This is a genomic window from Aminobacter aganoensis, from assembly GCF_014206975.1.
Taxonomy (GTDB): Bacteria; Pseudomonadota; Alphaproteobacteria; order Rhizobiales; family Rhizobiaceae; genus Aminobacter; species Aminobacter aganoensis.
Genome location: NZ_JACHOU010000002.1, coordinates 291,491 through 313,021 on the forward strand (window position 1 = coordinate 291,491; position 21,531 = coordinate 313,021).

Here is a 21,531-nt window from a genome sequence, read left to right on the forward strand (position 1 = left end):
TCGGGACGGCGTCAGTGCCTCATGATGGGCCACGGGTCAAGCAAAGCCGTTTGGTCCAAGGCGGCCGCCGCCGTCGGGCAGCGGCCGCATCGCGTCAGGCGAAACGTGGAGGCAGCACGCGCGTGCCGGCCCAGTCGAGCGCCAGCATCGCCAGCAGCGAGATGCCGACGAGCGGAAAGACGATGCCGCCGATGGCGAGGATGGCGATCAGCCCGCGGAACACCTTTGTGTCTTCGGGCAGCGGCGGCACGCCGAGCGACCCTGCCGGACGCCGCTTCCACCACATCACCCCCGCCGATACGGCAAGCAGCACGATGCCGAGGCAGGCGGCCAGCAGCACCATTTGGTTCACCAGGCCGAACTCCTGCCCCATATGCACAGAGATGCCCCATTCCATCCACTTGCCGCCCGGGCCGTAGTCTGCAAAACCCATGTCGATCAGCGGCTCGCCGCTGTACTGGTCGAGATGGATCACCCGCTGCCGGGCCGCGTCGTCGGGATAGACCGAACCGGTGTAGACGCCCTCCGGCTTGGCCGGGATCGCGACTGCATAACCGCGATGCAGGCCGAGCCTGTCGAAGGTCTCGACCGCCTTATTGAGTCCGATCGGCGTGTCGGCGGCGACCGAGGATTCCGGCAGCCTGGCCTGCTCCAGCGACCACGACGTCTTGGAGACATGGTCGAGATGATCGCCTGACATCGGCACGTCGACGCGCACGCCCGAGGGATAGCCGAAGTTGCTGCCATTGGTCCATTCATTGACCTTCTCGCCCCAGACGCCCGACCAGGGCATGCCGGTGACTGCCAGGAAGACGATGAAAAAACCGACGAGCAGGCCGGTCACCGCGTGCAGGTCGCGCCAGAACATGCGGTTCCCGGGCTTGCCGCGCACGGTGACGACACCGCCCTTCTTGCCGCGCGGCCACCACAGATAGATGCCGGTGCCGACCAAAAGGATCGACCAGCCGCCGGCAAGCTCGATCAGCAGCCGTGCTGTGTCGCCGAAATATTTCAGGCTGTGCAGGGTGCGGATGGTCCACATGATGGTGCCGCGGTCGGGCAAGGCGCCCAGCACCGCGCCGCTGTAGGGGTTCACATAGACGGCCAGCTTGCCGAAGTCGGCCGTCGCAACCGTGATCTCGGCCGGGCTCTCCGGCGTTGCCGGGTCGAGGTACTTCACCGCCGTGCCGGGATAAGTGGCCAAGGCCGCATCCACCATGGCTTCCGGCGCAACGTTGCCCTGCTCGATGGCAACGCGCTTGATCTCGGGATAGACGAAACCGTCGATCTCGTCCTTGAACAGGTAGAGCGCGCCTGTCACGGCGAGCGTGACCATGAAGGGCAGCACCATCAGCCCGGCATAGAAGTGCCAGCGCCAGACGGCGCGATACAGATTGGACGCAGAGCGCGCGACGGCGTTCTCCCGTCCGGGGGTCGTTTCGGACATTGTTGTCTCCATAAGCGTGGAAGCGCGAGCCGCACGGGCCCGCAGGTTTCGACGTCAGATGGAGACGTGCGGAGGCGCCCTCGCCTCGGCGATCAGGCCACGCAGGCCCCGGGGTGCCGGCTGCCGCTTTTCGGCGACGACGGCACCACTCGCCTCGGGCCGCTCAAGGATGAAGGCCAGTTGCTCGCCCGGCAGGCCGGGCGTTGCGGCCGCTGACAGCTGGCACAGCGTGCCGCAGGGACACTCCGCGGGGCTGCGGGCGGGCTGTGTGTCGCCGCCTGCCGGGTCCATGCCCTCCATTGTGCAGATAACGCCGAGCGGATTGGCGGCGGAGGCGGCCATGGCGCCTGTCGCGGCACCTGAAAGCAGCGCCTGAAACAGCAGCATGAAGGCGACCATGCCGGCGATGGCGCCAGCCGACAGCCTGTCCCGCAAGATGAGCCGCATCCCCTTCATGCTAGCGGAATGACACGATTCCGCGGCAACGTCACTGCGGCACGGACGTCAGGCTGCCTCAGCCGTGGCGCGGCCATTGCGGGTGCAGCGTGTCGATGACGAAGCCATGGGCGTGGCGATGGCCGAGGCGGTGCCCGCCTTCGGCCCAGTGCGGGTCGTCGTCGGCAAGTCCGTCGTGATGGTGGTCGACGACATCGGGATCGGACGACGGCCACAGGCGCAAGGCCACGGCAACCGCCGCGGCCGCGATGCCGGCCATGATGACGAAGGTCGCCGGCAGGCCGACCTTCACGCCAAGCCAGCCGGCCAGCGGATAGGTGACCAGCCAGCAGGCATGCGACAGCGCGAACTGCGCGGCAAACAGGGCCGGCCTGTCCTCGGCACGCGACGAGCGTCGGAGCAGCCTGCCCGCTGGAGTCTGCGCCATCGAATAGCCGAGGCCGAGTATGAACCACAGCGGCAAAAGCGAAGCAAAGCCCTGCACCAGCGTGCCGGAAACGAGGCCGAGCGCCAGCAGGGAAATGCCCGCCAGCATGATCGAGCGGTCCTGCACCCGGTCGAGGATTCTCGGCAGCATCAGCGCCGCCGTCATCGAGCCTGCGCCGTAGGCGGCGAGCGCCAAGGCCGTCGCCTTCTGCGACAGGCCGTACTCGCCCTGCACGATGACGACGGTGTTGACGATCACCATGGCGCCGGAGGCTGCGACCGCCATGCTGACCGCGAGCAGGCCCTGCAGCCTGGGCGTGGCGAGATAGATGCGCACGCCGCGCGTCGTCCGCTCATAGATGCCGCGCGGCGCCGACAGCTTCGCGCTCGGCAGCGTCACCGAGACCACCAGTGCTGCCGACGCCAGGAAGCCGACGACGGTGCCGGCGAACAGTTCGTGGAAGCTGACCACCGTCAGCAAGGCGGCCGCCAGGATGGGGCTGACAAGGCTCTCGAGATCATAGGCCAGCCGGGTCAGCGACAGCGCGCGGGTATAGTCCTTCTCGTCGGGCAAAACGTCGGGGATCGTCGCCTGGAATGCCGGGGTGAAGCCGGCCGAGGCCGACTGCAGCACGAAGATCAGGACATAGACCTGCCAGACCTCGGTGACGAAGGGCAGAAGCAGCACCACCGCCGCGCGCACGAGATCGAGGCAGACGAGCATCGAACGACGCGGCAGGCGTTCGGCAAAGGCTGCCGCGACGGGTGCCACGGCGACGAAGGCGATCATCTTGATCGCCAGGGCCGTGCCGAGCACCACGCCGGCATCGGGCCCCGCCAGTTCGTAGGCCAGGAGCCCGAGCGCAACGGTGGCAAGGCCGGTGCCCAGCAGCGCGATCAGCTGCGCCGCGAAAAGGTGGCGATAGGTTCGGTTGGAAAGGATCTGCAGCATCGTCGCCCTGGCGGTGTTCGGCGGCCCGAGGGCCAGTCAGTCCTTCGGCATCCGACGTGGCCGCAGAACGGCCGCGGCGCGGCCTAGAGGTACTTGGTGATTTCCTTGAATTCGTCGATCGACTGGCGCTGCTGGCGCGGCAAGGTTCCGACCGCGTCTTCGAGGCAATGGTCGAGATGATCCTGGATCAGCGTGCGCTTGGCCTGTCCGACCGCCTTCTCGACGGCATGAAGCTGCTGGGCGATGTCGAGGCAGGGGCGGCCCGCATCGATCATGGCGATGATGCCGCGCAGATGGCCCTCGGCCCGCTTCAACCGCTTGACCGTGTCGGGATGGGAGGCGTGGTGGTGAGCATGTTCCGTCATGTCCAATTGCTATCCCCCCGGAGGGGATACGGTCAAGGCCAGATATCACCATGAATCAAGCTTCGCGACCGGACCGAGCGCCCAGGCACTGGCTCGGAGCAAAGCTCCGATCGGAAATGTCTGTGCTCAGCGATAACCCGTCGTATCCGCCGGCTTGCCCGCATCCTGCACCTCGACGACATAGGGCCATGCATTGGGCCTGGAGCCGTCGAGGTCGGTGAAGCCATAGACCTGCGCCAGTCCGCCGCTCGACAGCGACTGGCCGTTCCAGCGCGCAACGTCGGGGTCGGCGGCGAGAGCCGCCACCGCCCTGCCGACGAAGCGCGGCGTTTCGGAGATGGCGAAATGCGGAACATTTTCGAGCGCGTCGCGCCAGTTAGCTTCGGTCACGCCGAAATGCTCCAGCATCATTTCCGAGCGCAGCCAGCCCGGCGTGATCGCTACCGAGGTCGCGCCATGCGGAGCGAGATCCTTGGCATGGGCCCAGGCCATGCGCAGCACCGCCGCCTTGCACAGGTCGTAAAACGGCGACAGGCGGTAGTTCACGGCATTGTATTCGGCCGTGCCGTCGGTCACCTCGACCAGCAGCCCGCCCGACTTCTCGATCATCAGCGGCAGCGCGTGATGGGCGGTGATCAGATGCGTATCGATGGATAGCCTCAGCATACGGAGGCCGTTGTCGAGATTGTGGTCCCACACCGGCTTGTTCCACTCGAACAGCTTCTCGCCGCCCCAGATGTCGTTGACCAGGATGTCGAGCCGGCCCTGTTCCTTGCGGATTCGGGCGACGAGATCGCGCACCTCGTCCGACACCAGATGGTCGACGCGCACCGCGATGCCTCTGCCGCCCAGCGCATCGATGGCCTCCGCGGTTTCCTCGATCGTCTCGGGCCGCTGGTATTCGGATTGCCGGTCGCGGGTCGTGCGCCCGGTCACGTAGACGGTGGCGCCGGCCGCGCCCAGTTCCATGGCAATGCCCCTGCCCGCGCCGCGGCTGCCGCCGGCGACGAGCGCCACTTTCCCTTGCAGTGTCATCGATCTCTCCCGAAATTGTGTCGGTCGAAGGCTGGAAATCACCTTTAGGGCGATATATAAATGAATATTCGTTTATAAATTAACGGTCAATATGCCCCGCCCCAAGACCCTTTCCGACCATGACGTGCTCGTCGCCGCTTCCCGGCTGCTGCATGACAACGGCCCCGATGCGCTGACCTTCGAAAGCCTCGGCCGTGCCTGCGGCCTGTCGCCGGCGACGCTGGTGCAGCGCTTCAAGTCCAAGGCCAGGCTGAAGCAGGCAACGCTGCTGCATGCCTGGGACGGGCTCGACGCCAGGACGGCAGCGCTGGCCGCCTCGACGCCAAGGACGCCCGAAGGGGCGATCGAGCTGCTTGTCGGCCTGTCGGATTATGGCGGCATCGAAACCTATGCCGAAGGTCTCTTGGTGCTGCGCGAGGATCTGCGCGATCCCGTACTCCGGGCCCGCGGTGCTACCTGGAAAGTGGCGCTGTCAGCCGCCCTCGACGAGCGCTTCACTGATGTTGCCACAGCACCCCGCGGCATCGGCCTGCTGATGGCCTCGCAATGGCAAGGCTCGCTGTTGTGGTGGGGTTTCGACCCGCAGGGCAAGGTCCAGGACTTCGTCGCCGCCGGCCTGCGCGGCTTCGTTTCCGCCGTGCTGGCCGAGCCGGCAAAAGCCGGCTGATCCAGTCCGTTGCTACTTGTCGCCGGGCTTCTTCTTGCCGCTCAAAAGCGCATAGACCGCCATCGAATGGCCGTGGCCGAGGGCGAACTCGTCGCGCAGCCATTCGATGATCTGCCCGGCCTTGACGCCTGGCTTCAGCTTGCCGCCGTCGGAAAATCCCTTGCCGTCGGCGAGCGCTGCCAGTTCCTCCGGCCCCTTGCCGGTCTTGGTCTTGATGGTGTCGAGATAGGCCTGGAAAGACATGTCGTTCTCCTCGTTGACGATTGAATTGATCAGGCGCACTTGCGGTTGGCCAGCACACCGCCGGCGATGATCGCGGTAAGCCCCACGACCGACAGCATGGTCAGCACGTCGTTGAACAGCAGGGCTGCCAGCACCACGCCGAAGCCCGTGCCCCAATAGCCGAGTTGGCTGAAGAACACCGGCCCGCCGATCTCCTGCAGGCGGAAGTTGAGCAGGTAGGAGCTGGCTGACGTCGCCACCATGCAGCCGATCCAGAACAGGATGTCGCGGTCGAGGAAGATCCAGCTCGACGGCGCCTCGAAGAACGGCGCCACCAGCGCCACCATCAGGCTGGAGCTCAGCAGGATGCCGCAGGAGAAGGCGAGCGCCGACGAGCCCTTGGGCCAGTAGGCCGTGCGGATAATGTTGCCGGCGGCGGCGCAGGCCGGAATGATGATGCCGAGCAGCACCCAGACGGTCTGCGAGAAGTCGATCTCGGCGATCTGCTGCTGCACAAGCGCGGCCATGCCGGCAAGACCGATCAGGATGCCGGCGAAGCGCCTGAGATACATGCGCTCGATGCCGAGCCCGGCGGCGAAGCTCATCGTCAGCAGCGGCGACAGCGAATAGACGGTCGAGGTGTAGGCCGGCCCGACGCGGTCCACGATATAGTAGCCGAGCACGGTCGGGATGGTGAAGCTGATGATGCCGAGCACCAGGTAGAGCACGAGATGGCGCCGCTCGCGCGGGATGCCCTGCCCCGACGCGGCCAGCAGCGGCAGCAGGATCATGCCGGCGCCGACATTGGCGACCAGCGCCAGCTGGAACGGCTGCATGCCGGCATTCAGCGCCGCCTTGGAGATCATGATGCGGGTGGCGAAGACGAGGCCGCACAGCGCTAGCAGCAGCAGAGGCGAGCGCGCGGCATAGGCCACCGGGGTGCGGAGAACTTCCTGTTGCGTCATGGTCGACCTCGAGATATCTTAGTACTAAGATAAATGACGGAACTATCTTAGTGTCAAGACATCTCGACGAAAATATCGGGGAACCGGCCAGCGACGGCCTGCAGGACGGCATCGACGCGCGCCGGGCACAGTGGGCGCGGGAACTGCCCCATCTCGACACCCGCGGCATGGCGATCCTGGGTCGCGCCCGCTGGATCACGCTCGCCGCCCGCCCCGAGATCGAGGCGATCTTCGCCTCCCATGGGCTCGACAGCGGCGAGGCCGACGTGCTGTTCACGCTGCTGCGCTCGGGCCCGCCCTACCGGCTGCGCCCGACCGAGCTCTACAAGTCGATGATGATCTCGTCGGGCGGCGTCACCAACCGCATCGCCAAGCTGGTCAAGGCTGGCCTGGTCAGGCAGGTGGCCTCCGACGGCGACGGCCGCAGCCTGCCGGTGGAGTTGACGGAGGAAGGCATTTCCCGCGCCCGCGAGGCCTTCGAGGCCGACATGGCGGTGGAAACGCTGATGCTGGAAAGCTTGAGCTGGGATGAACAGGCCCAACTCGCCCGGCTGCTGCGCAAGCTGGCGCTGTCGCTCGGCAGTGCGCCGGCGCTGGAGTGAACCTGGCCAAGCACCTGCCCCGGCTGGCGCTACCGGTCACCGAGATCGGCACGCCACAGTGCGCCCGGAATCACCGACCGCATCACGGGAAACGAGAATGAACCGCGACGATCTTGCCACAATGCTGAGCCAGCAACCGACCGCGAAGGCGCTCGATAAGCCCTGGGGTCTTGTAGCTGCCGGCCGGCCGCTTTCGGTCAAAACGCCCCTGCGGGCGGCCAGCAACACCAAGACGTTCGTCGCGGCCTGTTATTCGCCAGCCTCCGGCATCGCCGTCGCCGACTTCGCCACCAATCGCGAGGCCCGCGGCGCACTGGTGTCGATCGTCGAGCAGGTGCTGGCCGAAGCATGATGACAGCTTCCGAAATCGAAGACCTCGCCCGCTTGTTTGCACCGCACGAGACGCTGCTCGCCGGCCTGCTGGCGCGCTGGGACGGCGCCATGGCCGAGGGCGACGGCTCGCATGACCGCTCGCACCTGATGCGGGTGTGGGCCCTCGTCTGCCGGATCGCGGCGACGGAACCGGGCGCGGACATGGAGGTGCTTGCGGTGGCGACGCTGTTCCACGACTGCGTTGCCGTGGAGAAGAACTCGCCGCAGCGCGCCATGGCCTCGCGCCTGTCGGCCGATGTGGCGCGCGGGCTCTTGCGCCAGGCCGGCTGGCGTGCGGAGCGTAGCGAGGCGGTCGCCCATGCCATCGATGCGCACAGCTTCTCGGCCAACATCGAGCCGCGCAGCCCCGAAGCGGCCATCCTGCGCGATGCCGACCGGCTCGACGCGCTGGGCGCGCTCGGCATTGCCCGGGTGTTCTACGTCGCCGGACGGCTGGGATTGCCGCTCTACGACGCGAATGACCCGTTCTCGCAACGCCGCCCGCTCGACGACAGGCGCTTCGCGCTCGACCATTTCGAGACCAAGCTGTTCCAACTGTCGTCAGGCCTGCTCACCGCCGCCGGCCGCAAGATCGGCCGCCAGCGCACGGACCTGATGAGGGAGTTCGTCGCGGACCTCGGCCGGGAAATTGCGGGCGCCTAGGCCCGCTCTTCCCAGACCCTGGCCAGTTCGACGATGGTCTTCACCGCCTTTTCCATGTCCTGGCGGCTGACCCATTCGAGCGGCGAGTGGAAGGCATGGCCGCCGGCGAAGATGTTGGGGCATGGCAGGCCCATGAACGACAGGCGCGAACCGTCAGTGCCGCCACGGATGCTGCCGCGCACCGGTTCCATGCCGGCGCGGCGAATGGCCTCGACGGCGTTCTCGACGATCTCGGGGTGGCGGTCGAGCACCACCTTCATGTTGCGGTACTGCTCCTTGACGGTGAAGCTGTAGGTCGAGCCGGGATAGGCCGAGACAACGTCGCTGACGATCTGTTCGAGCATGGCCTCCTTTTCGGCCAGCCCTTCGTCGCGAAAATCGCGGACGATCAGGCTGATCGTCGCCTTTTCCATCGAGCCGCTGACGCTGGTCGGGTGGACGAAGCCCTGCCGGCCTTCGGTCGTCTCGGGCGCCATGTCCCTTGGCAGCCGGTCGATGATGGCACCGGCGATCTTGATGGCGTTCTCCATGCGACCCTTGGCAAGACCGGGATGCATGGCGACGCCCGAGATCGATATCTCGACGCCGTCGGCGGAGAACGTCTCGTCCTCTATGGTGCCAGCCGTCTCGCCATCCATGGTGTAGGCGAAGGCTGCGCCGAGCTTGGCGAAGTCGACCTTGTCGACGCCGCGGCCGATCTCCTCGTCGGTGGTGAACAGGATCTTGACCGTGCCGTGCCTGATGTCGGGATTGTCGACCAGAACCTTGGCCGCCGCCACGATCTCGGCGACGCCGGCCTTGTCGTCGGCGCCCAGCAAGGTCGTGCCGTCGGTGGTGACGATGTCGTTGCCGATCTGGTTGTTCAGTTCGAGATGCTCGCTCACCCGGATGACGCGGGAGGGATCGCCCGGCAGCACGATGTCGCCGCCGGCATAGTTCCGGATCACCTGCGGCTTGACATTGGTGCCGGTGAAATCAGGGGCGGTGTCCATGTGCGAGCAGAAGCAGATCACCGGCACCTGCTTGTCGCTGTTCGACGGGATCGTGGCGTAGACGTAGCCATGCTCGTCGAGATGCGCATCGCCAAGGCCGATCGCCTGCAGTTCCTCGACCAGCAGGCGGCCGAGGTTCTTCTGCTTTTCGGTCGACGGCTGGGAGGTCGAGCTTCCGTCGGCTTGGGTGTCGATGACGACGTAGCGCAGGAAACGGTTGAGAACGGTATCGGTCATGGCAAGGTCCAGTGCAATCGGTCGGGCCTGTATAACCGCCCGCGCCGCCGGGGTGAATGCGTTTCTCCGTGCCAGCCCTTGTGCCAGCAGCCCGACGCATGCCGCTTCCGGTTCCGAGGGGCGACGAGTTCCTCGGTGTGAAACCATCCCAAAGCCAGCCGACGAATTCGGACGGCCGATGAAACCTTCGCCAACGTTGCGCGTGCAGGTTGTCGTGCCTTCCCAAACAGCGAGCCATCCCCTATCCGCAGCTTGACCCACACTGGATAGAATGGACCGAACGTGATCAGACCGGCCAGACTGACGGATGCCTCCAGCCTCGCCGCGCTCGGCCTGGAAGTCTGGCTGAACACCTACATTCGCAACGGCGTCAGTGCGTTCTTCGCCGACTACGCCCTGGATCATTTCACCGCCGCCCGCTTCGAAGGGATCCTGACGCAGGCTGGCCAGACCATCCTCGCAAAACACCGTCGGCATCGACGGATTCGTCCACGTCTCGTTGGGTTCGCCGGCGCCTGTAGCGGGATGCTCCGACCTCGAAATCTCGACGCTCTACGTCCAACCCCGCCACCAGGGCTCCGGCGCCGGCGCAAGACTGCTCGCGGAAGCCCTGCGATATTGCGCTGCTGCCAGCCGGCCGGATGTCTGGCTCACGGTCAATGCGGAAAACACCCGCGCCACGGACTTCTACCTGAGAAAGGGCTTTGAGAAGGTCGGGGAAACGCGTTTCCAGATCGCCGACCAGTCCTACCCGAACCATGTTCTCCGATACGGGTTTCGTCCAGCCGACAGCATCTCCAGCCAAACCATTGATGGCTAGATCATGCGTCCGGCCACGTCGCCATCGACGCCGGGGCTCCCGCGACAAGCAGCTTTCCTCGTCCCGAACTGCTAAGCAAATGGTGTCGTCAGAATCAATCGAACACGAGGCCCTTTGCCTCGCAACGAGATCATGCCAAGCACTCCGGAAGACCACACAGCCCTCCCCGGCCGCCTCGCCGCAGGCCAGAAATCGTTCAGCGGCCTCGACCTGCTCGGCACTTCGCTTGCGCGCCTCGATCTCAGCGGCTGCGAATTCGTCGACTGCAACATGCCGGAATGCAACTTCGCGGCGACAAATCTGGCGGACAGCCGATGGATCAACTGCCGCATGTCGCGGGCGAAGCTTACGTCCATCGATGCGGTCGACGCACAATTCGAGGGCTGTGACCTGTCGAACACCGACTGGACGCGCTCGCGGCTCAACACCACCGCTTTCCGTCGCTGCAAGCTGACCGGCGCGACCTTCGCCGACTGCTCGATGAACGGCATCGACTTTCAGGAGTGCCGGCTTGTCAGCGTGTTCCTGTCAGGCGTTTCGTTTCGCCGCAAGACGCTTGAAAGCCTCGATTTCAGCGACGCCGACCTCAGGAACTGCGACTTCCGCGAAGCCGTTTTCGATGGCTGCAGCCTGCGCGGTGCTGCCCTGCGTCTGTGCCGCTTCGAAAGCGCCGACCTGCGCGGCTGCGACCTCGGGCCGCTCAAGCTCAACGATGCGGCATTCCTGAAAGGTGCCGCCATCTCGAAAAGCCAGGCGACGGATCTCTTGCGCAACCTCGGGCTTCAAGTGCTGTGAGGCATGGCCGCCGACGCGGACATGCGGCCTCGGCTCATGCTGACAGGCCCGAAGACTTTGGGCGACCAGGAGACTGGTTGCAGCTTAGTGCGGGAAATCCAGTCCCATTTCGCGGTAGCGCTCGGGATCGTCGCCCCAGTTCTCGCGCACCTTGACGAACAGGAACAGGTGCACCTTCTGCTCGAGTATGCCGGCGATCTCCATGCGCGACGCCTGGCCGATGGCGCGGATGGTCTCGCCCTTGTGGCCGAGCACGATCTTCTTCTGGCTGTCGCGCTCGACAAAGATCACCTGTTCGATGCGGACCGAGCCGTTCGGCAGCTCTTCCCACTTTTCGGTTTCGACGTGAGACGAATACGGCAATTCCTGATGCAGCCTGAGATAGAGCTTCTCGCGGGTGATCTCGGCCGCAAGCTGGCGCATCGGCAGGTCGGAGATCTGGTCCTCGGGATAATACCACGGACCCTCTGGCAGGCGCTTGGCCAGGAAGTCGAGCAAATCCTTGCAGCCGGAGCCGGTCAGCGCCGAAACCATGAAGGTGCGCTCGAACTCGACGGCCTCGTTGGCGGTCGCCGTCAGCTTCAGCAGCTTTTCGGGATCGACCCGGTCGACCTTGTTGAGGATCAGCACCTTGGGCTGGCGCACATCCTTGAGGCGTTCGAGGATGGCTGCCGCGTCGCCCTTGATGCCGCGTTCGGCGTCGATCAGCACCAGAATGACGTCTGCGTCCCTGGCCCCGCCCCAGGCGGTGGTGACCATCGCCGTGTCGAGGCGACGCTTCGGCTTGAAGATGCCCGGCGTGTCGATGAACACAATCTGGGCGTTGTCGTGGGTGGCGATGCCACGCACGATGGCGCGCGTTGTCTGCACCTTGTGGGTGACGATCGACACCTTGGCGCCGACGAGCCGGTTGACCAGCGTCGACTTGCCGGCATTGGGCGCGCCCAGAAGGGCAACGAAGCCCGAGCGGGTGGCACCCGTCGCGGGCGTGGCGGTCTCAGGGGCATCGGTCACGATGCGGTCTCCTCGTTCTTCCATACGCCCTGGCGCACCAAGAGGGCGGCGGCGGCGTTCTGCTCGGCCTCGCGCTTGGAGCGGCCGGTGCCTGTGGCGGGCAACAATTGGCCGACCCGCACGCTCACCGAAAAGACGGGGTCGTGATCCGGGCCGGTGCGGCTTTCGATCTGGTAGGCAGGCACTGAAGTCGACGCCTGGTGCGCCCACTCCTGCAATTCGGTCTTGGGGTCGCGGCGGGCCGCGCCTGCGGCTTCGGCACGCGGCTTCCAGAATTTGTGGATGAAGCGCTTGGCGGCGTCCATCCCGCCATCGAGATAGACGACGGCAAGCAGCGATTCCAGCGCATCCGCACGCAGGTTGACGCGCTTGCGCTCGGCGAGGTTGCGCACCTCGCTGCCGGCGCGGATCAGCTCGGCGAGGCCGATCTCGTCGGCGATCTGGGCCAGGGCCTCGGCATTGACCAGCGCGTTGAGCCTGACCGAAAGCTCGCCTTCGGGCGCGTTCGGGAAGTCGGCCAGCAGCATGTCGGCAACAGCCAGCCCGAGCACCCGGTCACCCAGGAACTCGAAACGCTCATAGTCGACGCCGGCATGGGCGCTGCGCGCACTGCCATGCGTCAGCGCCCGTTGCAGGCGCTGGTGGTCGCGGAAGATGTGGCCGGTGCGGAGTTGCAGCGCGTCGGCGAGTTCCGTTGCGGTGAGCCGCTTGCCAGCCATGCCTATCGGACGAAGTTGAACAGGCGCGAGGCGCGCATCTCGGTCGGCCACTTCCAGATTTCCAGCGGGCTTGCACCGTTGGCGATCGAGAAGAAGATGATGTTGGCGCGGCCGACGAGGTTTTCACCCGGCACGAAGCCGACATTGAAGCGGCTGTCGGTCGAGTTGTCGCGGTTGTCGCCCATCATGAAGAAATGACCTTCGGGCACGACGAACTCGCGGGTGTCGTCGCCGATCGCGTTCGGCGTCAGGTCGAGCGTGTCGTAGGAAACGCCGTTCGGCAGCGTCTCGCGATAGACGTCGACCGGGCGGTTGACCTCGGTGATGTCGGGATTGTCGATCTGGCCGACCTTCTCGCGCGCAACGGCGGTACCGTTGATGTAGAGCTGGCCTTCCTTCATCTGGATGCGGTCGCCCGGCAGGCCGACGACGCGCTTGATGTAGTCGAGCGAAGGGTTGGGCGGGAACTTGAAGACGACGACGTCGCCGCGCTCGGGATCCGAGCCGAAGATGCGGCCGTTAAACAGGTTGGGCGACAGCGGCAGCGAATAGCGCGAGTAGCCGTAGGCCCACTTGGTGACGAACAGATAATCGCCCTCGAGCAGCGTCGGCCGCATCGAACCCGATGGGATCGAGAACGGCTGGAACAGCAACGTCCGGATCACCAGGGCGAGCAGCAGCGCCTGGACGATGACGCTTACGGTCTCGCCCAGCCCGCCGGACTTCTTCTGTTTTTCAGCCACGCTCATGTCGTCCTCGATTGTAGGTCGCGATGGGTATAAGGGCTCGCCGTCGCCGGGGCAATGTCCCAGCCGCCGCCAAAACCTTAAGATAGTGGCCGTTATTCGACCGACAGCGCCTCGATGATCACAAAGGCTTGCGCGAGGGGAAAATCGTCGGTGATGGTCAGGTGGACCACGGCGCGATGGCCGTCCGGCAGCATCGCTGCCAGCCGCTTCGCCGCGCCGCCGGTCAGTTGCATCGTCGGCCGCCCGCCCGGCAGGTTGACCACGCCCATGTCGCGCCAGAACACGCCCTCGGCAATGCCGCAGCCGAGCGCCTTGGAGCACGCCTCCTTGGCGGCGAAACGCTTGGCATAGGAGGCGATCCGGCCGCGGCGGCTCTCGGCGCGCTCCTGTTCGACGTCGGTGAAGATGCGCTGGACAAAACGCTCGCCATGCCTGGCGATCGATTTTTCGATCCGCCTGATGTCGACGAGGTCGCTGCCGATGCCGAGGATCATGGCTGCTCCACAGTATCGCGAAGGCCAGAGCTTATCCGCATTTCTGAAGACGGGCGCGAGGCAGACGCCCCCCTCGCCCCGTCCTTCACGGGGAGAGGGTATGGGTGAGGGGCAATCTTGCTGCGTTTCCGCTGCCCCTCATCTGCCTGCCGGCATCTTCTCCCCGTGAAGGACGGGGAGAAGACCGCCGTCCGCAGCGCCGCGCCACATTCTGCACCGCTGGGCAAATGTCCTGGCGCGATCAGGCTCACCGCCATCCGCCTCAGATATTCCGGCTGCCCGGCTTTACCGCCGGGATCGCCGCCAGTTCCGGCGGCAGCTGATCGGCCGGATAGGCCGGAACCTCGTATTCGGCAAGCGCGATCAGCGGCACGCCGACATCGGTCTTTCCCGCCGAGCGGTCGATGATGCAGGCGGCGGCCACGACCTCGGCGCCGAGCTCGGCCAGGCAGGCAATGGTCTCGCGGATCGACAGGCCGGTTGTGACGATGTCCTCGACGATGACGACACGGGCGCCTTTCTCTATTTCAAAGCGGCGCAGACGGAAGGTGCCCTGCTCTCGCTCGACCCAGATCGCCGGAACCTTCAGGTGGCGTGAGGTCTCATAGGCCGGGATCAGCCCGCCGATCGCCGGTCCGACGACATAATCGATGTCGCCGGCGACATCGGCACGGATCTTGTCGGCCAGCGCCTTGCACAGCACCTCCGTCTTGTCGGCGTGCATGAAGACGCGCGCCTTCTGCAGGAAGGTCGGGCTGCGCAGGCCCGAGGTCAGGATGAAATGGCCTTCCAGAACGGCACCGGCCGAGCGGAAGATGTCGAGGACGTCGCTTGTCTGCATCGGTTTCGTCTTTCCTGTCGCGCGGCCCCGCCGTCAGCCATTGACGCGGCGGGCGTCGCTGACGCTGGTGTTTTCCTTGAGCTGGGAGATCAGCCGGTTCAAGTGCTTGAGGTCCCAGACCTCGAGATCGAGCAGCATTTCGGTGAAGTCGGGCGCCGTGCGCACCATCGACAGCGTGTGGATGTTGGCGTCGTTGGCCGCCACCACCTGGGCGATGTCGGCGAGCGAGCCCGGCGCGTTGATCGCCGTCACCGTCAGGCGTGCCGGAAAGCGCTCCTTGGAGTCCTCGTCAAGATCCCAGCGCACGTCGATCCAGCGCTCGGGCTGGTCGTCGAAGGCCATCAGCGACGGCGACTGGATCGGATAGATGGTGATGCCGGAGCCCGGCTGCATGATGCCGACGATGCGGTCGCCCGGCACAGCGCCTTCCGGCGCAAAGCGCACCGGCAGGTCGCCGCTGACGCCGCGGATCGGAACGGCCGGTCCCCAGCGCTTGCTTTCCTTGCGCGGCGGCGTCGACGAGCGTCCCGGGATCTGGAACAGCATGCCCGCGGCGTTGCGGATCTTCGACCAGCCTTCCTCGCGCGGCTTCGCCGACTGGGTGACGCGCTCTTCCTTGTAGTCGGGGAAGACGGCGCGGACGACGTCGTTGGACGACAGCTCGCCGCGGCCGACCGAGGCCAGAACGTCCTCGATGTCCTTGCGCGCCAGCCGGTGCAGAACCGGCTTCAGCCCGTCCTTGGTGAACTTCTTGCCGGCGCGCTCGAAGGCGCGTTCGAGGATGCGGGTGCCGAGCCCGGAATATTGCTTGCGGATGGCGTTCTTGGTCGCCCGCCGGATCGCCGAGCGGGCCTTGCCGGTGACCACGATCGATTCCCACGCCGCCGGCGGCACCTGCGCCTTGGAGCGGATGATCTCGACCTCGTCGCCGTTCTTGAGCTCGGTCATCAGCGGCATCACCCGGCCGTTGACCTTGGCGCCGACGCAGGTGTCGCCGACATCGGTGTGCACCGCATAGGCAAAGTCGATCGGCGTCGCGCCCCGAGGCAGCGCGATCAGCATGCCCTTGGGCGTGAAGCAGAAGACCTGGTCCTGGAACAGTTCGAGCTTGGTATTTTCGAGGAAATCCTCGGGATTGTCGCCGTCGGCGAGCTGCTCGATCGTCCGCCGGAGCCAGCCATAGGCATTGGTTTCCTTGGAGATCTGGTGCTCGGCGCCGTTGGTCTTGGGCACGTTGTCCTTGTAGATCGAGTGCGCCGCGACGCCGTACTCGGCGACCTTGTTCATCTCGCGGGTGCGGATCTGCAACTCGATGCGCTGGCGCGACGGACCGACGATGGTGGTGTGGATCGAACGGTAGTCGTTCTGCTTCGGCGTCGAGATGTAGTCCTTGAACCGCCCCGGCACCATCGACCAGGTGGTGTGGATCGCGCCGAGCGCGCGGTAGCAGTCCTCGACGCCGTCGACGACGACGCGGAAACCGAAGATGTCGGACAGTTGCTCGAAGGACAGCGCCTTGGTCTCCATCTTGCGGAACACCGACCACGGCTTCTTCTGCCGGCTCTTCACCGTCGACTTGATGCTGTATTTCTCGAACTGCGCCGACAGCGCCTTTTCGATGTCGGCGAGCACGCCCTTGTTACGCTCGGAGAGGTCGGCCAGCCGCTCGGTGACGGTGCGGTACGCCTCCGGATTGATGTAGCGGAAGGCCAGCTCTTCCAGCTCCTCGCGCATGCCCTGCATGCCCATGCGTCCGGCCAGCGGCGCATAGATGTCCATCGTCTCCTCGGCGATGCGCAGGCGCTTGCTTTCCGGCACGTGATGCAGCGTGCGCATGTTGTGCAGCCGGTCGGCGAGCTTGACCAGCAGCACGCGCACGTCCTCGGAGATCGCCAGCAGCAGCTTGCGCAGATTCTCCGCCTGCTCGGCCTTCTTGGAGACGAGGTCGAGTTTCTTCAGCTTGGTCAGGCCCTCGACCAGCCTGCCGATGTCGGGGCCGAACAGCTCGTCGATCTCGGCGCGCGTCGCACTGGTGTCCTCGATGGTGTCGTGCAGCAGGGCGACCGCGATCGTCGCCTCGTCGAGATGCATGTCGGTCAGGATCGCCGCCACTTCGAGCGGGTGCGAAAAATAGGGATCGCCCGAGGCGCGGCGCTGATGGCCATGCTTCTGCATGGCATAGACGTAGGCCTTGTTGAGAAGTGCCTCGTTGACGTCAGGCTTGTAGCGCTGGACGCGCTCGACAAGCTCATACTGACGCATCATGGGCGGCTTCCCGTAACTCGAAATGAATCATGCGCCGCAAGGGCTTGCGACGCATGTCATAGATAAACACTGATGTGGCGGCGCGGAAGTGCCGATTGGCCGGTTTGGCGCGCGTTTTGGCGCGACACGAGACCTTTTTGAGAATTCGCCCCGCCGTCTCAGGTGGCCGGCAGGGTAGAATTCTCGACAGGTCTCAGTAGTCGTCGCTCTTTTCCGGTGCCACCAGGCTCTCGATGCCGGCGAGCAGGTCTTCTTCCGACATGCGGTCGAAGTTGATGTTCTCTTCCGGCTCGTCGCTGTCGACGGCGGAGGCCGTGGTCTGGTCGGCAGGCTCGGGCGCCTCCGGCTCGGGCTCGTCGACCTCGACGTGCTTCTGCAGCGAGTGGATCAGGTCTTCCTTGAGATCGTCGGGCGAAAGCGTCTCGTCGGCGATTTCGCGCAGCGCCACGACCGGGTTCTTGTCGTTGTCGCGGGGAAGCGTGATCTGCGCGCCCTGCGAGATCTGGCGGGCGCGATGGCCGGCGAGCAGCACCAGCTCAAAGCGGTTGTCGACCTTGTCAATGCAGTCTTCAACGGTTACGCGGGCCATGAAGTGCCCCTTTCATGCATGGATTTGACGGAAAGCTGGCGCGTGCATTAACCTGAAAGGCCGCGCAATTCAAGCGTGAAGCCTGCTTCGCCTTCCAAGCGACAGCGTCGCGCCACCGGCCCACCCACAATTATTTTACCGCTTCACAACCCTGCCCCTCTTGGAATGATGCACCACGGGCGATATTTGCCGCATTGGGGCAAGTCATTGATTTGGGGAGAAACCGGGCGCTCGATATTGACGTATTTGGCGACAGCCTATTTCAACGAGGAAATTTTCCTATGTTTGATCCGCGCGAGAAAATCGCACTCTTTATCGACGGAGCCAACCTGTACGCGACCTCCCGCGCGCTGGGCTTCGACATCGACTATCGCAAACTGCTTTCCAGCTTCCAGAAGCGCGGCTACCTGCTGCGGGCCTATTATTACACCGCCCTGGTCGAGGACCAGGAATACTCCTCGATCCGCCCGCTGATCGACTGGCTCGACTACAATGGCTTCAAGGTCGTCACCAAGCCGGCGAAGGAATTCACCGACGCCACCGGGCGACGCAAGATCAAGGGCAACATGGACATCGAACTGACCGTCGATGCCCTGGAACTCGCCGATGTCGTCGACCACTATGTCATCTTCTCCGGCGACGGCGATTTCCGCACGCTGGTCGAGGCCCTGCAGCGCCGCGGCCGCAAGGTCTCGGTGATCTCGACCATGGCTTCGCAGCCGCCGATGATCTCGGACGACCTGCGCCGCCAGGCTGACCACTTCATCGACCTGATGACGCTGAAGGGCGACATCGGCCGCGAGCCTTCGGAGCGCCCGGTCCGCAAGGTCGACCCCGTTGATCCGGCGACCGACGACATTTGATGCTGTCGTCGCCTGCCCTGCCCGTCGATCCCGACCGGGATTGCCCGCTCTGCCCGCGCCTGCATGATTTCATTGCCGGCTGGCGGCAGCGCGAGCCGGGCTGGTACAACGCGCCCGTCAGCAGCTTTCTTCCGCCCGAAGGCGAAGACAGCGTGCGCTTCCTCATCGTCGGTCTCGCGCCGGGCGTACGCGGGGCAAACCGCACCGGGCGGCCGTTCACCGGCGACTATGCCGGCGACCTGCTCTACGCCACGCTGAAGCGCTTCGGCATGGCCCGCGGCGAATTCGAGGCGCGGCCCGACGACAGCCTCGAACTGATCGGCACGGCGATCACCAATGCGGTGCGCTGCGTGCCACCCGACAACAAGCCGGTCGGCGCCGAGATCAACACCTGCCGCACCTTCCTGGTGCCGACGATCGCACGATTCCGCAACCTGAAGGCCATCCTGACGCTCGGCTCGATCGGCCACCAGTCGACCGTTAGGGCGCTCGGCGCACGTGTCGCCGCCGTTCCGTTCAAGCATGGCGCACGCTCCGACGTCGGCGGCATCGCGGTGTTCTCGAGCTATCACTGCTCGCGCTACAACACCAATACGGGCGTTCTGACGGAAGAAATGTTCGTCAATGTTTTCCGCGACGTAGCCAAATTCCTGCAGGAATAGAGTCAGCCCTGCGACGTCCGAGCACGGTTTTCCGGCGGATAAGTCACTGATATTTCCTTACTTTTTAGCTTCCCTGCCAACCTTCTCACGGTCGGAACCGACATTTTCCCACCGCACCCTGTCAGCAACTCTGTCAGCATGCCGCGTGGATAGCCGCCCGCCTTTTTCCACCCCCCTCTCAACCTCCCGTATCATCACCCTCGCGATCTTCCACGGGACTCCGGTGCGCACCGGGCAACGGGGGGAAGCGCCGGTGCCGGGCTGGCAGGAGGTCGGATCTTCTGCTGGGTGATGAGCCCCCAAGCCTGGGCCTTGCTGGCGGCCTGCGGAAACCCCGCTGCCGCGAAGAGCGGGGCAAGAACACCGGGCGGGGCGCGAACGTCGCGCCACATAAAATACTATCGGAAGGCACGGCCTCGCGCCCCGCTTCCCGAACTTCCTCATCCTGAGCTTGTCGAAGGATGACAATGGCCAGGCGCGAAAGCGAGCGTGGCGGTGAACAAGCTTGGCTTCTTCTCCCCGTGAACGGGGGGAGGTCCAGGCAAGAGGATGAGGGGTAGCGCAAATCTCTGATGCGGCACGCGCCCAGCGCAACCCCCATCCTGAGCCCAAGCGCAGCCCTCATCCTGAGCCTGTCGAAGGATGGGATGACGAGGCGCCTGCCTTCTCCCACGTGGGAGAAGGCAATACCCGGCCTACCCGCGCTCCTTGAGCAGACGGCCCTTCTCGCGGTTCCAGTCGCGCTGCTTTTCGGTCTCGCGCTTGTCGTGCAGCTTCTTGCCGCGCGCGACGGCGAGCAGCATCTTGGCCATGCCGCGATCGTTGAAGTAGATCTTGAGCGGCACGAGCGTCATGCCTTCTCGCTCGATGTTCTGGGCCAGCTTGGCCATCTCGCGCTTGTTGACGAGCAGTTTGCGGCGGCGCCGCGTCTCATGGTTGAAGCGGTTGGCCTGGAGATACTCCGGCACATAGGAATTGATCAGCCAGAGCTCGCCGCCCTCGAACGAGGCGTAGGACTCCTGGATATTGGCCTGGCCGAGGCGCAGCGACTTGATTTCGGTGCCGGTCAGGACCATGCCGGCCTCGAGCGTGTCGAGCACCTCATAGTTGAAGCGCGCCTTGCGGTTTTCCGCGGCGATCTTGTTGTTGGGGTCGGACTTCTTGCCCTGGCTCATGGCATCGCAATCTGTTTGGTGCGTCCTTCGGGGCGCCCCCTCGACAAGCCGGGGGGTGCACTTTCAGGGCGAGGAGGTTGCCGCGACAGTCCGGGCCGGACGCTGGAATCGCGACCTGGCGGACGAAGCGGAACGGCTTGCCTCATTCTGAGGCGCGGAGCCTCGGGAACGCACGATCCAAAGAGCCCTACATGGCTGCGGGGAAGCTATTCCGCAACCCTTGTGGGTTCAGTTGATGAGGCCGGCGTGCTTCATCGCCGTGTCGATCTTCTCGGCGGTGGACGCCTCGACGGTCATCAGCGGCGAGCGCAGCACGTTCTGGATCTTGCCGAGGCGCGACAGGGCATATTTCGCACCCGATGCGCCGGGCTCGATGAAGATCGCCTTGTGCAGCGGCATCAGGCGGTCCTGCAACTCGAGCGCCTTGTCCTTGTCGTTGGCAAGGCTCGCCTGCTGGAACTCGGCGCAAAGACGCGGCGCGACGTTCGAGGTCACGGAAATCGCGCCGACGCCGCCATGGGCGTTGAAGCCGAGCGCCGAGGCATCCTCGCCCGACATCTGGATGAAATCCTTGCCGCAGGTGATGCGCTGTTCGGAGACGCGCTCGACCTTGCCGGTCGCGTCCTTGACGCCCTTGATGTTCTTGAAGTCGTGCGCCAGCCGTCCCATCGTCTCGGGCGTCATGTCGATGACCGAGCGCGGCGGGATGTTGTAGATGATGATCGGCAGCTTCGTCGCCTCGGCACAGGCGGCGAAATGCGCATAAAGCCCGCGCTGGGTCGGCTTGTTGTAATAGGGCGTGACGACCAGTGCGGCGTCGGCACCAACGCTTTCGGCGAACTTCACCAGGCCGACGGCCTCTTCGGTGTTGTTCGAGCCGGCACCGGCAATGACCGGCACGCGGCCGCGGGCGACCTCGACGCAGATCTTCACCACCTGGCGATGCTCGTCATGACTCAGCGTCGGCGACTCGCCGGTGGTACCGACCGGCACCAGGCCGTTTGTGCCTTCGGCGATCTGCCATTCGACGAACTCGCGAAAGGCTTTCTCGTCGAGACGGCCATTCGTGTCGAATGGTGTCACGAGCGCGGTGAATGAGCCTCTCAGCATATCGTCCAACTCCAGGAACCCTACGGTTTCACGG

General features: G+C 65.1%; 25 protein-coding genes. 8 read left to right on the forward strand and 17 right to left on the reverse strand.

The features are described from left to right. Positions 1–94 precede the first annotated feature (94 nt). The 5 genes from GGR00_RS05345 to GGR00_RS05365 form a co-directional block, all read right to left on the reverse strand. Positions 95–1,447, reverse strand: coding sequence for a PepSY-associated TM helix domain-containing protein (locus tag GGR00_RS05345; protein WP_184698367.1), 1,353 nt, complete (start codon positions 1,445–1,447; stop codon positions 95–97). Between the two features lie 54 nt (positions 1,448–1,501). Then, positions 1,502–1,894 carry a DUF2946 family protein gene (locus GGR00_RS05350; protein ID WP_184698369.1) on the reverse strand — a complete coding sequence of 131 codons (393 nt, stop codon included), beginning with the start codon at positions 1,892–1,894 and terminating at the stop codon, positions 1,502–1,504. A 67-nt stretch (positions 1,895–1,961) separates the two neighbouring features. Further along, positions 1,962–3,281, reverse strand: a complete 1,320-nt coding sequence (locus tag GGR00_RS05355) for an MFS transporter (RefSeq protein WP_184698371.1) — start codon at positions 3,279–3,281, stop codon at positions 1,962–1,964. 83 nt (positions 3,282–3,364) lie between these two features. Then, positions 3,365–3,646: a metal-sensing transcriptional repressor gene (locus tag GGR00_RS05360; RefSeq protein WP_055978542.1), complete on the reverse strand. Its 282-nt coding sequence runs from the start codon at positions 3,644–3,646 to the stop codon at positions 3,365–3,367. 126 nt (positions 3,647–3,772) lie between these two features. After that, the gene (locus GGR00_RS05365; RefSeq protein ID WP_055978540.1) at positions 3,773–4,681 is read right to left on the reverse strand and encodes an SDR family oxidoreductase; all 909 of its coding nucleotides are present in this window, start codon (positions 4,679–4,681) and stop codon (positions 3,773–3,775) included. A gap of 91 nt (positions 4,682–4,772) precedes the next feature. Here GGR00_RS05365 and GGR00_RS05370 point away from each other — a divergent pair, with 91 nt between their 5' ends. Then, complete coding sequence (locus GGR00_RS05370; RefSeq protein WP_055978537.1) at positions 4,773–5,348, forward strand: TetR/AcrR family transcriptional regulator; 576 nt, start codon at positions 4,773–4,775, stop codon at positions 5,346–5,348. Between the two features lie 12 nt (positions 5,349–5,360). On the opposite strand, the gene GGR00_RS05375 is transcribed toward GGR00_RS05370, so the two are convergent. Further along, positions 5,361–5,591 carry a DUF4287 domain-containing protein gene (locus GGR00_RS05375; RefSeq protein WP_055979223.1) on the reverse strand — a complete coding sequence of 77 codons (231 nt, stop codon included), beginning with the start codon at positions 5,589–5,591 and terminating at the stop codon, positions 5,361–5,363. A 29-nt stretch (positions 5,592–5,620) separates the two neighbouring features. Further along, positions 5,621–6,535, reverse strand: a complete 915-nt coding sequence (locus tag GGR00_RS05380; RefSeq protein ID WP_055978534.1) for a DMT family transporter — start codon at positions 6,533–6,535, stop codon at positions 5,621–5,623. Positions 6,536–6,585: 50 nt separating this feature from the next. On the opposite strand from GGR00_RS05380, the gene GGR00_RS05385 reads away from it, so the two are divergent. The 3 genes from GGR00_RS05385 (at position 6,586) to GGR00_RS05395 (ending at position 8,172) form a co-directional block, all read left to right on the forward strand. Continuing rightward, on the forward strand, positions 6,586–7,137 hold the full coding sequence (locus tag GGR00_RS05385) for a MarR family winged helix-turn-helix transcriptional regulator (protein WP_055978532.1): 552 nt from the start codon (positions 6,586–6,588) through the stop codon (positions 7,135–7,137). A gap of 97 nt (positions 7,138–7,234) precedes the next feature. Beyond that, entirely contained in the window at positions 7,235–7,489 is a 255-nt protein-coding gene (locus tag GGR00_RS05390) for a hypothetical protein (protein ID WP_055978530.1), read from the forward strand. After that, the gene (locus GGR00_RS05395; protein WP_184698373.1) at positions 7,486–8,172 is read left to right on the forward strand and encodes an HD domain-containing protein; all 687 of its coding nucleotides are present in this window, start codon (positions 7,486–7,488) and stop codon (positions 8,170–8,172) included. The genes GGR00_RS05390 and GGR00_RS05395 overlap by 4 nt, the downstream gene beginning before the upstream one ends. On the opposite strand, the gene pepT is transcribed toward GGR00_RS05395, so the two are convergent. Continuing rightward, the gene (gene pepT, locus GGR00_RS05400) at positions 8,169–9,401 is read right to left on the reverse strand and encodes a peptidase T (RefSeq protein ID WP_055978528.1); all 1,233 of its coding nucleotides are present in this window, start codon (positions 9,399–9,401) and stop codon (positions 8,169–8,171) included. The two genes, GGR00_RS05395 and pepT, sit on opposite strands and share 4 nt — an antisense overlap. Positions 9,402–9,900: 499 nt before the next feature. Here pepT and GGR00_RS28235 point away from each other — a divergent pair, with 499 nt between their 5' ends. Then, positions 9,901–10,221, forward strand: a complete 321-nt coding sequence (locus GGR00_RS28235) for a GNAT family N-acetyltransferase (protein WP_246441281.1) — start codon at positions 9,901–9,903, stop codon at positions 10,219–10,221. Between the two features lie 132 nt (positions 10,222–10,353). Beyond that, positions 10,354–11,016, forward strand: coding sequence for a pentapeptide repeat-containing protein (locus GGR00_RS05410; protein WP_156381318.1), 663 nt, complete (start codon positions 10,354–10,356; stop codon positions 11,014–11,016). An 84-nt stretch (positions 11,017–11,100) separates the two neighbouring features. On the opposite strand, the gene era is transcribed toward GGR00_RS05410, so the two are convergent. The 7 genes from era to rpoZ all read right to left on the reverse strand — a co-directional run bounded on the left by era (position 11,101) and on the right by rpoZ (position 17,687). After that, on the reverse strand, positions 11,101–12,030 hold the full coding sequence (era, locus tag GGR00_RS05415) for a GTPase Era (RefSeq protein WP_156381317.1): 930 nt from the start codon (positions 12,028–12,030) through the stop codon (positions 11,101–11,103). Beyond that, positions 12,027–12,749: a ribonuclease III gene (gene rnc / locus GGR00_RS05420; protein WP_184698376.1), complete on the reverse strand. Its 723-nt coding sequence runs from the start codon at positions 12,747–12,749 to the stop codon at positions 12,027–12,029. Before rnc ends, era begins: the two co-directional genes overlap by 4 nt. Positions 12,750–12,751: 2 nt before the next feature. Next, positions 12,752–13,498: a signal peptidase I gene (lepB, locus tag GGR00_RS05425; protein WP_184698378.1), complete on the reverse strand. Its 747-nt coding sequence runs from the start codon at positions 13,496–13,498 to the stop codon at positions 12,752–12,754. Between the two features lie 92 nt (positions 13,499–13,590). Beyond that, entirely contained in the window at positions 13,591–13,992 is a 402-nt protein-coding gene (gene acpS, locus GGR00_RS05430; RefSeq protein ID WP_055978515.1) for a holo-ACP synthase, read from the reverse strand. Positions 13,993–14,254: 262 nt separating this feature from the next. Beyond that, complete coding sequence (gene pyrE, locus GGR00_RS05435) at positions 14,255–14,833, reverse strand: orotate phosphoribosyltransferase (protein ID WP_055978513.1); 579 nt, start codon at positions 14,831–14,833, stop codon at positions 14,255–14,257. A gap of 33 nt (positions 14,834–14,866) precedes the next feature. Then, positions 14,867–17,098: a RelA/SpoT family protein gene (locus GGR00_RS05440; protein ID WP_055978511.1), complete on the reverse strand. Its 2,232-nt coding sequence runs from the start codon at positions 17,096–17,098 to the stop codon at positions 14,867–14,869. Positions 17,099–17,291: 193 nt separating this feature from the next. Next, positions 17,292–17,687, reverse strand: coding sequence for a DNA-directed RNA polymerase subunit omega (rpoZ, locus tag GGR00_RS05445; RefSeq protein WP_055978509.1), 396 nt, complete (start codon positions 17,685–17,687; stop codon positions 17,292–17,294). Between the two features lie 281 nt (positions 17,688–17,968). Between rpoZ and GGR00_RS05450 the strand changes: the two genes are divergently transcribed. Continuing rightward, positions 17,969–18,550: a LabA-like NYN domain-containing protein gene (locus tag GGR00_RS05450; protein WP_055978508.1), complete on the forward strand. Its 582-nt coding sequence runs from the start codon at positions 17,969–17,971 to the stop codon at positions 18,548–18,550. Beyond that, the gene (locus GGR00_RS05455) at positions 18,550–19,212 is read left to right on the forward strand and encodes a uracil-DNA glycosylase (RefSeq protein ID WP_184698380.1); all 663 of its coding nucleotides are present in this window, start codon (positions 18,550–18,552) and stop codon (positions 19,210–19,212) included. The genes GGR00_RS05450 and GGR00_RS05455 overlap by 1 nt, the downstream gene beginning before the upstream one ends. Before the next feature lie 695 nt (positions 19,213–19,907). Here GGR00_RS05455 and smpB read toward each other — a convergent pair. Then, positions 19,908–20,387 (reverse strand): SsrA-binding protein SmpB, encoded by a 480-nt coding sequence (gene smpB, locus GGR00_RS05460; RefSeq protein WP_184698382.1) that lies wholly within the window; start codon positions 20,385–20,387, stop codon positions 19,908–19,910. A gap of 228 nt (positions 20,388–20,615) precedes the next feature. Continuing rightward, complete coding sequence (gene dapA, locus GGR00_RS05465) at positions 20,616–21,497, reverse strand: 4-hydroxy-tetrahydrodipicolinate synthase (RefSeq protein WP_055979217.1); 882 nt, start codon at positions 21,495–21,497, stop codon at positions 20,616–20,618. Between the last annotated feature and the right edge of the window lie 34 nt (positions 21,498–21,531).

What these genes read in the sequence shown, in the direction of transcription:
- GGR00_RS05395 (WP_184698373.1), top strand. Translation starts at nt 7,486, where the DNA reads ATGATGACAGCTTCCGAAATCGAAGACCTCGCCCGCTTGTTTGCACCG.
- GGR00_RS05360 (WP_055978542.1), bottom strand. Translation starts at nt 3,646, where the DNA reads ATGACGGAACATGCTCACCACCACGCCTCCCATCCCGACACGGTCAAG.
- acpS (WP_055978515.1), bottom strand. Translation starts at nt 13,992, where the DNA reads ATGATCCTCGGCATCGGCAGCGACCTCGTCGACATCAGGCGGATCGAA.
- rpoZ (WP_055978509.1), bottom strand. Translation starts at nt 17,687, where the DNA reads ATGGCCCGCGTAACCGTTGAAGACTGCATTGACAAGGTCGACAACCGC.
- GGR00_RS05350 (WP_184698369.1), bottom strand. Translation starts at nt 1,894, where the DNA reads ATGCGGCTCATCTTGCGGGACAGGCTGTCGGCTGGCGCCATCGCCGGC.
- dapA (WP_055979217.1), bottom strand. Translation starts at nt 21,497, where the DNA reads ATGCTGAGAGGCTCATTCACCGCGCTCGTGACACCATTCGACACGAAT.
- GGR00_RS05440 (WP_055978511.1), bottom strand. Translation starts at nt 17,098, where the DNA reads ATGATGCGTCAGTATGAGCTTGTCGAGCGCGTCCAGCGCTACAAGCCT.
- pepT (WP_055978528.1), bottom strand. Translation starts at nt 9,401, where the DNA reads ATGACCGATACCGTTCTCAACCGTTTCCTGCGCTACGTCGTCATCGAC.
- GGR00_RS05455 (WP_184698380.1), top strand. Translation starts at nt 18,550, where the DNA reads ATGCTGTCGTCGCCTGCCCTGCCCGTCGATCCCGACCGGGATTGCCCG.
- GGR00_RS05410 (WP_156381318.1), top strand. Translation starts at nt 10,354, where the DNA reads ATGCCAAGCACTCCGGAAGACCACACAGCCCTCCCCGGCCGCCTCGCC.
- GGR00_RS05345 (WP_184698367.1), bottom strand. Translation starts at nt 1,447, where the DNA reads ATGTCCGAAACGACCCCCGGACGGGAGAACGCCGTCGCGCGCTCTGCG.
- pyrE (WP_055978513.1), bottom strand. Translation starts at nt 14,833, where the DNA reads ATGCAGACAAGCGACGTCCTCGACATCTTCCGCTCGGCCGGTGCCGTT.
- GGR00_RS05355 (WP_184698371.1), bottom strand. Translation starts at nt 3,281, where the DNA reads ATGCTGCAGATCCTTTCCAACCGAACCTATCGCCACCTTTTCGCGGCG.
- rnc (WP_184698376.1), bottom strand. Translation starts at nt 12,749, where the DNA reads ATGGCTGGCAAGCGGCTCACCGCAACGGAACTCGCCGACGCGCTGCAA.
- smpB (WP_184698382.1), bottom strand. Translation starts at nt 20,387, where the DNA reads ATGAGCCAGGGCAAGAAGTCCGACCCCAACAACAAGATCGCCGCGGAA.
- GGR00_RS05375 (WP_055979223.1), bottom strand. Translation starts at nt 5,591, where the DNA reads ATGTCTTTCCAGGCCTATCTCGACACCATCAAGACCAAGACCGGCAAG.
- GGR00_RS05390 (WP_055978530.1), top strand. Translation starts at nt 7,235, where the DNA reads ATGAACCGCGACGATCTTGCCACAATGCTGAGCCAGCAACCGACCGCG.
- GGR00_RS05450 (WP_055978508.1), top strand. Translation starts at nt 17,969, where the DNA reads ATGTTTGATCCGCGCGAGAAAATCGCACTCTTTATCGACGGAGCCAAC.
- GGR00_RS05365 (WP_055978540.1), bottom strand. Translation starts at nt 4,681, where the DNA reads ATGACACTGCAAGGGAAAGTGGCGCTCGTCGCCGGCGGCAGCCGCGGC.
- lepB (WP_184698378.1), bottom strand. Translation starts at nt 13,498, where the DNA reads ATGAGCGTGGCTGAAAAACAGAAGAAGTCCGGCGGGCTGGGCGAGACC.
- GGR00_RS05380 (WP_055978534.1), bottom strand. Translation starts at nt 6,535, where the DNA reads ATGACGCAACAGGAAGTTCTCCGCACCCCGGTGGCCTATGCCGCGCGC.
- GGR00_RS05370 (WP_055978537.1), top strand. Translation starts at nt 4,773, where the DNA reads ATGCCCCGCCCCAAGACCCTTTCCGACCATGACGTGCTCGTCGCCGCT.